We start from the raw sequence: 11,667 nt of genomic DNA on the forward strand, positions 1-11,667 counted from the left end.
TTAATTTAACCTCGCCAATCCTGCTAAACCTTTCCAAATTAAGTCAGGATCAAATTGTATATCCCATCCATTTAATTGGGACGTAAAATATGGAGCATCACCGCCACATAATATAATAACGACATGAGGGTCCAGTTTTCTCAATTCCGCTATATAGCCTTGGACCTCCAACAATATTCCAGACATGGTTCCGGCCAATAAATTACTAGTAGTAGATTGTCCTAATAAAGGAAAATCCATCTGAGGAGAAATTAATGGTAAATGGGCCGTATAATCATGCATGGATTTTGTCCGCATCATAAGTCCAGGACTAATAGCGCCGCCTTTAAAATAGCCATCCTCTATCCAATTATACGTAATGCATGTGCCTAAACATATGCTTAAATGATTGCTTGTAGGATATGAAATTTGAGCCCCTTCTGCTATGGCTAATCGGTCTACTCCTAATGTCAATTTGTCATATTGCGCGTAATTTACATGAGTCAAAGAAGTAGAACTTAGTTGATGTAATGGTGCTAAATCTTTTAAGGCAAAAATTAACTCAGATGGAACATCTATTACGCTACTAAGAATGATGGAATCAATATGTTTATTTTGGCAGATTTGAATTATTGATCCAAAATTCACCTGGTTTAATATGCCAAAATCAACGATTCGATCCGCCTCTACCCAAGCATATTTTAATTGAGAATTTCCGAAATCCAAGCAAAATACCATCATTCATTCGATTTGTTAACAAAGTTAACTATTTCTTTTTCGTAAATTTGCGCACTCTCAAAAACGAAAATTGTGTATCAGATACAAATATTAAAATCAAAGGTGCATCGCGCCACAGTCACAGAAGCAAATATTGATTATGTAGGAAGCCTAACCATGGATGAAGATTTGATGGATGCTGCCAACATGTTAGAACACGAAAAAATTCAAGTAGTCAATGTGAATAATGGGGAACGAATTGAAACCTATTTAATCAAAGGTGAACGTGGATCAGGCATCATTTGCCTCAATGGTCCTGCTGCAAGAAAAGCCGTAGTTGGCGATATTGTTATCATTATTTCCTACGCCCTCATGGACTTTGAAGTGGCTAAAACGTTTAAGCCAACCGTCGTATTTCCAAATGCAGCCAACCGCCTTGTCTAATAAGATTCTGCTTCATTGGGGAAATCTTGTCGCTTGACATCTGCCACATAATTTTTTACTGCTAAGGGAATCAATTCCCCTAAATTCAAATAGCGACGCAAAAACCTAGGTTTAAACTCTGTGTTTATACCCAACATATCATGCATCACTAAAACTTGCCCATCGCAATGTTTTCCAGCTCCTATGCCTATACTTGGGATAAGTAAACTTTCACTCACTTTTTTAGCTAAATCAGCCGGGATTTTTTCCAAAACTATTCCAAAACATCCAGCCGCTTCCAACATCTTGGCTTCCTCTACCAATAAATTAGCTTCTTCCTCTTCCTTTGCCCTTACACCATATGATCCAAATTGATAAATACTTTGCGGCGTCAATCCCAAATGCCCCATAACTGGAATCCCCGCTTTCACAATTTTTTTGATACTATCAATCACCTCTTGTCCACCTTCTAATTTGATAGCATGCGCCCCCGTTTCTTTCATGATTCGAATGGCAGAAGATAAAGCAATCTCACTATTGGATTGGTAGGAGCCGAAAGGCAAATCTACGATTACCAGGGCTCTACTAGTACCTCTGACCACGCATTGTGCATGGTATATCATTTGTTCCAAAGTTATGGGTAGTGTGGTTTCATGGCCCGCCATCACATTACTAGCACTATCACCTACCAGCAAAACATCTACACCAGATTGGTCCAATAACTTCGCCATAGAAAAATCATAACATGTCAGCATAGAGATTTTTTCTCCTTGCTTTTTCATGATTTGTAAGCTCTGGGTCGTGATTTTTTTAAACTCTTTTAAATAGCTCATGTGGAAATAATTGATTGTCGATTAGTCGGATTCCACCTATAAATGCGGCCACTAATACAACAAATGTTTGAGAGAGATCAGTAATAGGTTCTAAACTTATAGGGTCCGCAAAAGCAATATAATCCACGGATTCAAAGCCTGCATCCAATAATTGTTGACCAAATTGTTGCTCTAATGCTTCTGTATTTCTAGTTTTTTGTTCAAGCATAGCCATTCGTATCATATCAAAACCATGATAAATGGCCAAGGCTTGTATTTTTTGTTCAGGACTAAGTCGAACATTTCTACTGCTCATAGCTAATCCACTTGCCTCACGAATGGTCTCACAAGAGATCAATTCTATTTTGGGTTCAAATGAATAATGAGCTAATAAATATCGAATGACGGCAACCTGTTGGAAATCTTTGGAACCCATCAATAATAAATCTGGACGGACAGCTTCCAATAACCGATGCACAATCACACAAACTCCCTGAAAATGACCGGGCCTATGTGCACCTTCCCATAGTTCCTCCAATCGTCCTAGGGAATAATGAGGCAATTGATGCATTCCTTCAGGATACATCTCTTCTACAGACGGAAGAAAAAGAGCCTCACAACCAGTCAATTCAAGTTTTTGTATGTCTTCATCTAAGGTTTTTGGATATTTTTCAAAATCCTTAGGATCATTGAATTGAGTAGGATTAACAAAAATACTACAAACTGTCACCGTCCCATGTTGTTTGGATTTTTCTATGAGCGACAAATGCCCCGCATGCAAAGCTCCCATGGTAGGAACAAATCCAATCAGGGTGTTTTTCAACCGATGTCCATCGATGAAATCTTGCAATGCCTGTTTTGTTTCAAATATCTTCATGGTCGAAATTGGGACTAAAATTACCTTATTTTAAGCAAATTTCGTTACTTGCCGACCTTTTCTAATACTATGTTACAGGGTAAAAAAATCGTCGTAGGAATTAGTGCCAGTATTGCGGCTTATAAAGCGATACTTTTGGTTCGTCTATTGAAAAAAAATGGAGCAGAGGTACGTGTTATTATGACTCAGGCTGCCAAAGATTTCGTCTCTCCACTAGTGCTTTCGACCTTTTCTAATTACCCAGTTTGGATCGATTTCCATGAGAATAATGTTTGGAATAACCATGTAGAATTAGGCCTTTGGGCAGATGCTTTTATCATCGCTCCAGCCACATGTAATACCCTGAGTAAAATGGCTAATGGCTTGTGCGACAACATCGTAATTGCCACCTATTTGTCGGCTCGTTGCCCAACCTTCATCGCCCCAGCCATGGATGAGGATATGTATAAACATCCCTCTACTCAGCAAAATTTGGCCAAATTACAGTCTTATGGAAATCATATTTTATCTGTGAATACGGGGTTTTTAGCTAGTGGTTTACATGGAGAAGGACGTATGGTAGAACCAGAAGAAATACTGCTAGCGCTTGTTGAAAATATAGGTAGGGGGAGTAAATGGCAGGGGACAAAAGTGTTAATTAGTGCAGGACCAACCCAAGAGGCTTTAGACCCCGTTCGTTATATTTCTAATCATTCTTCGGGCAAAATGGGTATTTCTTTAGCGGAAGCCTTTTATTTGCAAGGCGCTGAAGTTACCGTCATTGCGGGCCCTATGACTTTGAAACCTATCTTTTCAGGTATTCATTGGAATGCAGTCGTTTCTGCCAAAGAAATGAAAGAGGCTTGTCTTCGCGAATTTCCAAATTCGGATTGGACCATCATGGCTGCCGCCGTGGCAGATTATCGACCAGCCACAGTGGCCAGTGAAAAAATCAAGAAGAAGGGAAATACATTAGAAATTAGTCTAGAAAAAACCACGGATATTTTAGCCAATATGGGTTCACAAAAAAGAAGCTATCAAAAACTGATAGGTTTTGCTTTGGAAACTGAAAATGAAGAAGTTCATGCCTTGGATAAATTACAAAGGAAAAAACTGGATGCGATTGTCCTGAATTCCTTAAAAGAACCAGGTGCAGGTTTTGGTTTAGATACCAATCAAGTTCAAGTCTTTCATGCTTCCGGAGAGCGACATGCTTTTAGCCTGAAATCAAAAGAGGACATAGCCCTAGAACTGCTCGATTTATTTCATCGTTGGAAATAAAAAAAGCGTGCTGATTTCTCAACACGCCTAATTCAAATAGAGTATGTTTAATCAATTTTCGCGATCTCCAATTTTGGTGCCAAGGAATAAATAATCAACCAAGCCAAAATATAGGCACTTCCGCAAAGCAAGAAGATGATGTTATAACCATCATTGATATTCCCCAAAAGTTTATATTTATCTAATAAGGATCCCACAATCATAGGAAAGAAAATACCACCTACGGAACCAGCCATTCCTCCAATTCCAATGACGGAACTAACTGCTTTCTTAGGGAACATGTCCGTAGCGATGGAATAAATATTTGCACTCCAGGCTTGGTGAGAGGCTGCTGCCAAAGAAATCAATGCTACGGCTTGCCAAATATTATCACAATAACGGGCTAACATGATGGGAACTACTGCCAAGGCAAAACCTAACATGGTGATTTTTCTAGCCTTAAAAGAAGGCCAGCCTAGGTTAATTAATTTACCTGATAACCAACCTCCTCCAATACTTCCTACGGTCGTGGCAGTATATACGATAATCAATTCCAAGCTCGGTTTTTTCAAATCCAATTGGAAACGCTCGGAGAAATAAGAGGGTAACCAGAAAAGGAAAAACCACCAAATAGGATCGGTCAACATTTTTCCAAAGAAAAAAGCCCAAGTTTGGCGGAAGCCAAATAATTTAGCCCATTTAACCGGCTCTTGGTTTTCATCTTTTTCTTCTTTATCCGCATGGATGTAGTCAAATTCAGCTTGAGATAATTCCTTGTGTTTAGAAGGAACTTCATAATATAACCACCAGAAAATCAACCAAATAAAACCAATGGCACCAGTCGCAATGAAGGCCATTTCCCAACCATAAATACCTAAGATCCATGGAACTAAAATCGGGGCAGCAACAGCTCCAATGTTGGCACCAGAATTAAAAATACCCGTGGCTAAGGCCCTTTCATTTTTTGGAAACCATTCCGCTACAGTCTTAATCGCTGCGGGAAAGTTACCTGCTTCACCCAAGCCCAATAAACCACGCATGAATGCGAAGCTCAATGTACCTGTTGCCAAAGCATGCAGCATAGCCGCAATACTCCAAACAACGATGGAAATGGAATAACCTAATTTGGTTCCGATTCGATCAATAATTCCTCCAAAACCTAATAAACTAATGGCATAGGCAGCCTGAAAGGTAATGACAATGTTGGAATAATCTGTTTCAGTCCAATTAAATTGGTCTTCTAAAACCGGTTTTAATAAACCAATCACTTGCCTATCTAGGTAGTTGATGGTGGTGGCAAAAAATAGCAATGCGCAAATTTTCCAACGGTATTTTCCTATTTCCATAGTATGAGGTTTTGTTTGGGTTACAGTTCCCGGTAAGTTGTTATTAATTCGGCAATCATTTGTTCAATAGCGTGATAATCTTTTTTAGCAATCAAATCTGCAGGAAACAATTGTGAACCCATACCTACCGCAGCAGCACCTGCTTTAAACCAAGTACTCAAACTCTCTTTGTTTGGTTCTACTCCACCAGTCACCATAATTTGTGTATTGGGCATAGGTCCTTTTAAGGCTTTCACAAAAGCCGGACCCACCACATTCCCAGGAAATATCTTGACAATCTTTGCACCCCAAATTTCGGCCTGACGGATTTCGGTCAAGGTCATTGCTCCTGGCATCCAAGGTATATCATACTTGCCACAAATCTCCCCAACTGCTTCCGTAGTGAAGGGTTGTAACATAAAATCTGCTCCCATTTGAATGAATTCATGGGCTTGTTTGGCATCATAAATAGTACCAATACCCAATACCAAATCAGGACATTCTTTCTCCACATATTCCATCGCTTTCGCAAAAATATAAGGAGCCTCTTTACCTCGATTCGTAAATTCAAAAACACGGATTCCACCGTCATAACAAGCTTTTAATACGCTTGTAGCAATGGATAAATCAGCATTAAAAAATAATGGGACGATCGGTGTCTCTTGGATGCGTTGGTATACAACTTCGGAAGAATTTCTTGCCATAATTATCGTTTTAAGCGTCCTGTCAGGTCTCCCTTCATGACGGTTTCTATTTCATCTAGGTTGGCTAAATTTATATCCCCCTCGATCGTGTGTTTTAATGCGGATGCCGCTACGGCAAATGATAATGACTGAGCTTCATCTTTCAGAATTAAATTCCCATAGATGTATCCAGCCATAAAAGCATCTCCTCCGCCAATTCTATCTACTATTTGACTAATTTCTACAGTTTCCGACTTCAATACTTGTTTACCGTTGAAAGAAGTGGCCGACAAGGTGTTTTGTGAAGCCGAAATTTGACCTCTTTTGGTATTGATGATTTTTTTAATTCGAGGAAACTTCACCATGATTTGCTTGCAAACAGATTCCCAACCGCTTTTGGTACTACCGTCTGGAACGATGTTCAGAATATCTTCAGCATCTCCTTTTCCACAAACAATGATATCACAACCAGCAATTAAATCAGGCATAACCTCTTGCACCGATTTGCCATATTGCCATAAGTTTTTTCGGTAATTGACATCGGCAGAAACGGTGATTCCTAAGTCGTTGGCAACCTTGATGGCTTCTTTACACGCTTGAGCAGCCGATTCAGAAATAGCTGGACTAATGCCTGTCCAATGAAACCATTGGGCATCTTTTAAGATTTCTTTCCAATTAAATTCTTTAGGATCTAAATGGGCAAAGGAAGAATCAGCTCGGTCATAAACCACCTTACTCGGACGCATAGCGGCGCCAAATTCAGTGAAGTATAAGCCTAAACGAGTACCACCATATTGAACATACTGCATGTCCACACCCACTTTTCTGAAATATGAAGTAGCCGCATGCCCCATTTCATGATCTGGAAATTTAGTGACATGGGCTGCCGGAATTCCCAAATGTGCCAAAGCAGCAGAAACATTGGCTTCTCCTCCTCCAAAAGTCAAATTGAGCGATTGAGCCTGTATTATTCTCCCATAACCTGGAGGACTTAAACGCCCCATGATTTCTCCAAACGTAACTACTTTTTTCATGCTTTATTCGAAATTAAAAAATTGGGATGCATTGGTATACGAAATGTCTTTGACCAATTTCCCTAACCAATCTATATCTGCTGGCAATTCGCCATTTTCCACATCTTGACCAATCAAATTACAAAGTATTCTTCTAAAATACTCATGCCTTGGGAAAGATAAGAAACTGCGGGAATCCGTTAACATACCCACAAAATGACTTAACATTCCCATATTTGACAAAGCATTGATTTGCTTTTCCATGCCATCTTTTTGATCCAAAAACCACCATCCTGAGCCAAATTGAATCTTTCCGACGATGCTTCCATCCTGAAAATTTCCCGTCATAGTCGCAAACAATTCATTATCTCGAGGATTCAAATTATATAAAATCGTCTTCGCTAATTGGTTCGTACTATCCAATGTGTTTAAAAATTTGGACAATGGTTTAGCTTGTTCAAAATCTCCAATGGAATCAAAACCCGTATCAGGTCCTAAACTACTTAAAAGTCGATTGTTATTATTTCTCAAGGCTCCCAAATGAAACTGCTGTGTCCATCCTTTGGCATGATCTAAATGAGCAAAAAATACCAACATCGCAGTTTTAAACTGCCATTTTTCTCTTTTATTGATGGTTTTACCTGAATGCAATCGAGTGAAAATAAGCTCTATTTCTTCCTCGGTATAATCCTCTGCATAGATATGTTCTAATCCATGATCACTCAATCGACAACCCACAGAATGGAAAAAGTCGTGACGCTCTTGAATCGCATCTTTAAAATCTTGCAGGTGATTAATTTGCTTGCCCGTCACCTCGCTTAAGGCATTCACATATTCAATGAAAGTCAATTCATCATCCACCGCCATGGCTTTATCTGGGCGGAAAGTTGGTAATACTTTGACCTCAAAACCACTTGCCGCGATCGCTTGGTGATATACCAAATTATCGATAGGATCGTCCGTCGTACAAAGCGCTTTGACATTCATTTTTCTCAACAAATTCCGAACAGAAAATTCTTTGCTACGTAATAAAGCAGAGCAATGATCATAAATACGCTTTCCTGATTCGGCATTGAGCACTTCAGTTACTCCAAAATAACGTTGCAGTTCCAAATGAGTCCAATGGTACAAAGGGTTACGCATGGTATAAGGAACCGTTTCTGCCCACTTCATGAACTTTTCTTCGTCAGTAGCATCTCCTGTAATGTATTTTTCATTGACACCATGAGCACGCATCGCCCTCCACTTATAATGGTCGCCATACAGCCAAATTTGAGTGATATTGTCAAATTGCTTGTCTTCCGCAATCTGTTGAGGAACCAAATGGTTGTGGTAATCAATGATCGGCATTTGAGCCGCATATTGATGGAATAAAGTCTGAGCGGTGCCCGACTGCAATAAAAAATCTTCGTTTAAAAAAGCCTTCATCGTGTTTTAATTAATGTAGAATGAGGAATTCAGAATGTAGAATGAAGAATGTAGAATGTAGAATCAATTCTTATTACAAGTGTTCAATTTTAGGGGAATAAGCCAAAGGAATTCTTGTATACTATCCTTAGGCTAGGCCTTTTTACTATCCTAATTCTTCATTCTACATTCTACATTCTTCATTTAGCACGCATTACAAATATTTCTTCACCGCATCTTCAAAGCCAGGCAAAGCACTTAAATCATGCCCCCAGACCTCCTCATCAGCTAATAGTTTTGTTAAGTTTAAGTCTTTCCAGGCTTCATAAAAATAGGCAGCATAATCGCATTGAATGGGGTAGAATTCACCATTACATTCCCCAAAATATTTTCCATCTTCTACTTTCACGGCATGCATAAACTGTAAATAAGCTGCAAAACCCATGGCAAAAAGCTCAGGAGCCTTGCCAAATATTTGATAGTAATTGACTAATAAAGGAATATTTCGCATTCTCATTTTGGTCGTATACTGAACCGTAATATCAATCAATTTATGGTTGATGAAGGGGTTCTTAAAGCGATCTAAAACCGAACGACCAAAGCGGTCGGCAATTTTGAAATCCATTTTATATGGAATGGAGTGGGCTAATTCAGTCAGCATCAGGTTCATGACCAATTTGCTCAAATAAGAATTGCTCATGACATCCTTAACTAAACGGAACCCTAATAGATACGACATACCACACATGAGGGTATGTGTTCCATTCAATAGGCGCAATTTCAACTCACGATAAATCTCAATGTCTTCGGCAATCACCACACCCGAATCAACCGAAGCAAAGCTCAAAATTTTCTTTACTTCAGAACTTCCTTGAATGGCCCATAGACGATACACTTCTGAAATAATCACTAAGGAATCTTCATAACCTAATTGTTCACAAATGGCAGTTCTAGTTGCCTCATCTGGAGCTCCAGGCACAATGCGGTCCACCAAGGAATTACAAAAATGATTGGCTGATTGAATCCATTGAAGGAAGTCGGCAGGTAGCTGATGATCATGGGCTAATTTCAAGACAATATCCTTTAATACATCGCCATTATTGATGATCAATTCTGTGGGGATAATGACCATGCCAGATTCTTTGCTTCCTCCAAAATGCTGCCAACGGGCATGAAGAAAGGCTACTAATTTAGCGGGGAATGAAGTAGGGCAAGCACCGCTGATGGCATCATTCGCCACATATTGAATACCCACTTCTGTGGTATTGGAAATGATTATTTGCATATCCGGACTGCTCGCACAGGCCAAAATGGCATCCCATTCTTTGGAGGCAGTCAAGGTTCTGGAAATGGATGAATTGATCAAATATTCCTCCACTTCTTTGCCCTCATCAATGCCTTTGATGCAATGGGTGAACAAACCATCTTGTGCTTCGAAGGCATCTGCTCCACCTTTGGCGGTTGATTTAACCAAGACAACCCGACCTTTAAAAACGCCTTGACGGTTGGCTTTATCCACAAAGTAATCGCAGAGACCTCTTAACAGGACACCGGTTCCAAATTGGAGGATTTTCTCAGGGTAGGTAAATACTTCTGGAGAAGGATATTGAAGGGCTAAAGTGGTACTCAATGTACCTTCGCTAAAAGTTTTTTGATTCAGAATGGGCATGGCCATTAATATAAAAAAGGTTAATATACCTTTCTAAAGTAGAAAAGTAAGGGGATTTACCCAATGGTTTCGTAAAATTTTAGGCCTATTTTAATGGAATTCAACTGCAATCGTTTACGCTTCACCTATGGGGCCATTATAGTTCATAGGAAATTGAAAACCAGGGTTATCCAAGTCCTTGGCAATCGGTCCAAAAGCTTCTTCGTAGCGTTGAATGTTTTCCTGAAGCGCCATCAATAAACGTTGCGCATGATCAGGAGTCATGACAATCCGCGACTTCACCTTTCCTTTGGGAATCCCAGGTAAAATACGAATAAAGTCCATGACAAACTCGGAGGGCGAATGAGCTATTAAGGCAAGGTTCACATAAGCGCCTTCTGCGATCTCTTCGGGCAATTCTATGTTTAACTGGTTTTCTTCTGGGTTTGGATTTTTCATAGCATAAAAATAGGAAGCTTAAATTTAAAGAAATATTGGGAATAATGCGCGTATAAGCGTCTTTTTCAAGAGCTAATTTGGGGATTTATCAAATTCCAAATGGGGGACAAAGTATTGACTTCAGTAATTTCGATTGAATTCAAACGTGATATTTTAGGGGCAACATTTATTTCTTGCGTTTTCGCAAGAACCATTCGTGACTTATTAGCCATATTTGCCCAAGCTTTTTTCGTCAGCATACGGTATAATCAGCCCAATAGTCCTGTTACCTAACCAATAATACCATGAAATATTTCGTTCGCAAATTGCTGTTCCTAGCATTCTTATGTTTGGCATTTTTGATTGCCATCAATTTCAAAGAGATAAAAAAAGGATATCTCGAAGGTTATAATCAAGCTTCTTCTGAGAAAATAAAATGAAGATGCTTAATTCCTGGAGCTTGGACTTGATCATGATCAACCTGGCTATTTTTCTCTATTTTTCTGATAGTACCACGCATGCCCCAAAATTGGTCGTTCCAAGTCCAATTCCCAAATTGAAAATCAATAAAAGGCATCAAGGTGTGGATTTATTCAACCCCATACTACACCAGTCTGGCTATATGATCATTGATAAAAAGTCGGGCAAAGCTAAGGTGTATGAACGAAAGCGACTGAATGGACAGCGCTTAAATTCTTCAGAATAGTTTAATCAACTCGATCAAATGTTTATGTATGGAAAATCTACTTTCCTTTCGTTGGACCTCTTGGTACGTCAATATCTTCATCGTATTGGCATCACTTATTTTGCCCATGGTGGAAGAGATAAAAACTTGGGACTGGATTCCTTTTACCTATTTCATCGTGGACACACGCTATGTCTTGGTTGGCTTGATTTTACTGAGTCTCTATTTACTGTGCAGCATGTTTGTAGATCAAAGTCGGTATCCACTCCTATTTGAGGAATCTCGCTTAGCTACCTTGGCTATCATTATTTATGGGATTTATCTGTGCTATGAGCGGCCTTTTGGGTTGGATGGGGTGGGTTAAAATTTATTGGAATTTGAAAAGTATTGTTAATTAATTTAAAATTGAAAGATGCGATTT

15 protein-coding genes are annotated in these 11,667 nt (G+C 39.3%); 6 read left to right on the forward strand and 9 right to left on the reverse strand.

Annotation, left to right across the window (positions count from 1 at the left end; translation table 11 throughout):
• A complete protein-coding gene (locus tag U0R11_RS12940) occupies window positions 1-720 on the reverse strand; it encodes a type III pantothenate kinase (protein WP_406752160.1) in 720 nt (239 codons plus the stop codon).
• Between the two features lie 69 nt (window positions 721-789).
• Between U0R11_RS12940 and panD the strand changes: the two genes are divergently transcribed.
• The gene (panD, locus tag U0R11_RS12945; RefSeq protein ID WP_269004673.1) at window positions 790-1,140 is read left to right on the forward strand and encodes an aspartate 1-decarboxylase; all 351 of its coding nucleotides are present in this window, start codon (window positions 790-792) and stop codon (window positions 1,138-1,140) included.
• Here panD and panB read toward each other — a convergent pair.
• Both panB and panC read right to left on the reverse strand, forming a co-directional pair.
• Window positions 1,137-1,952: a 3-methyl-2-oxobutanoate hydroxymethyltransferase gene (panB, locus tag U0R11_RS12950; protein WP_406752161.1), complete on the reverse strand. Its 816-nt coding sequence runs from the start codon at window positions 1,950-1,952 to the stop codon at window positions 1,137-1,139. The two genes, panD and panB, sit on opposite strands and share 4 nt — an antisense overlap.
• On the reverse strand, window positions 1,930-2,808 hold the full coding sequence (panC, locus tag U0R11_RS12955) for a pantoate--beta-alanine ligase (protein ID WP_406752163.1): 879 nt from the start codon (window positions 2,806-2,808) through the stop codon (window positions 1,930-1,932). Before panC ends, panB begins: the two co-directional genes overlap by 23 nt.
• 69 nt (window positions 2,809-2,877) lie before the next feature.
• Between panC and coaBC the strand changes: the two genes are divergently transcribed.
• A complete protein-coding gene (gene coaBC, locus U0R11_RS12960) occupies window positions 2,878-4,068 on the forward strand; it encodes a bifunctional phosphopantothenoylcysteine decarboxylase/phosphopantothenate--cysteine ligase CoaBC (RefSeq protein WP_406752164.1) in 1,191 nt (396 codons plus the stop codon).
• A gap of 47 nt (window positions 4,069-4,115) precedes the next feature.
• Here the strand turns inward: coaBC and U0R11_RS12965 are convergent, their stop codons facing one another.
• From U0R11_RS12965 to U0R11_RS12990, 6 genes are all read right to left on the reverse strand, one after another.
• Complete coding sequence (locus U0R11_RS12965; RefSeq protein ID WP_406752166.1) at window positions 4,116-5,393, reverse strand: MFS transporter; 1,278 nt, start codon at window positions 5,391-5,393, stop codon at window positions 4,116-4,118.
• A 20-nt stretch (window positions 5,394-5,413) separates the two neighbouring features.
• The gene (locus tag U0R11_RS12970) at window positions 5,414-6,076 is read right to left on the reverse strand and encodes a bifunctional 4-hydroxy-2-oxoglutarate aldolase/2-dehydro-3-deoxy-phosphogluconate aldolase (protein WP_166373253.1); all 663 of its coding nucleotides are present in this window, start codon (window positions 6,074-6,076) and stop codon (window positions 5,414-5,416) included.
• Window positions 6,077-6,078: 2 nt separating this feature from the next.
• Window positions 6,079-7,089 (reverse strand): PfkB family carbohydrate kinase, encoded by a 1,011-nt coding sequence (locus U0R11_RS12975; RefSeq protein ID WP_406752168.1) that lies wholly within the window; start codon window positions 7,087-7,089, stop codon window positions 6,079-6,081.
• 3 nt (window positions 7,090-7,092) lie between these two features.
• Window positions 7,093-8,496, reverse strand: coding sequence for a glucuronate isomerase (uxaC, locus tag U0R11_RS12980; RefSeq protein ID WP_406752169.1), 1,404 nt, complete (start codon window positions 8,494-8,496; stop codon window positions 7,093-7,095).
• Between the two features lie 193 nt (window positions 8,497-8,689).
• The gene (locus tag U0R11_RS12985) at window positions 8,690-10,150 is read right to left on the reverse strand and encodes a tagaturonate reductase (RefSeq protein ID WP_406752170.1); all 1,461 of its coding nucleotides are present in this window, start codon (window positions 10,148-10,150) and stop codon (window positions 8,690-8,692) included.
• Between the two features lie 108 nt (window positions 10,151-10,258).
• On the reverse strand, window positions 10,259-10,582 hold the full coding sequence (locus tag U0R11_RS12990) for a DUF3467 domain-containing protein (protein ID WP_130924388.1): 324 nt from the start codon (window positions 10,580-10,582) through the stop codon (window positions 10,259-10,261).
• Window positions 10,583-10,681: 99 nt separating this feature from the next.
• On the opposite strand from U0R11_RS12990, the gene U0R11_RS12995 reads away from it, so the two are divergent.
• From U0R11_RS12995 to U0R11_RS13010, 4 genes are read left to right on the forward strand one after another with little or no spacing between them, the layout of a single operon-like run.
• Window positions 10,682-10,855 carry a hypothetical protein gene (locus U0R11_RS12995; protein ID WP_406752172.1) on the forward strand — a complete coding sequence of 58 codons (174 nt, stop codon included), beginning with the start codon at window positions 10,682-10,684 and terminating at the stop codon, window positions 10,853-10,855.
• An 11-nt stretch (window positions 10,856-10,866) separates the two neighbouring features.
• On the forward strand, window positions 10,867-11,001 hold the full coding sequence (locus tag U0R11_RS13000) for a hypothetical protein (RefSeq protein WP_406752174.1): 135 nt from the start codon (window positions 10,867-10,869) through the stop codon (window positions 10,999-11,001).
• 2 nt (window positions 11,002-11,003) lie between these two features.
• Window positions 11,004-11,267, forward strand: a complete 264-nt coding sequence (locus U0R11_RS13005) for a hypothetical protein (protein WP_406752176.1) — start codon at window positions 11,004-11,006, stop codon at window positions 11,265-11,267.
• 28 nt (window positions 11,268-11,295) lie between these two features.
• A complete protein-coding gene (locus tag U0R11_RS13010) occupies window positions 11,296-11,610 on the forward strand; it encodes a hypothetical protein (protein WP_406752178.1) in 315 nt (104 codons plus the stop codon).
• The last annotated feature ends 57 nt before the right edge of the window (window positions 11,611-11,667 follow it).

Origin of the sequence: Aquirufa salirivi (assembly GCF_045310485.1) — a bacterium.
GTDB lineage: Bacteria > Bacteroidota > Bacteroidia > Cytophagales > Spirosomataceae > Aquirufa > Aquirufa salirivi.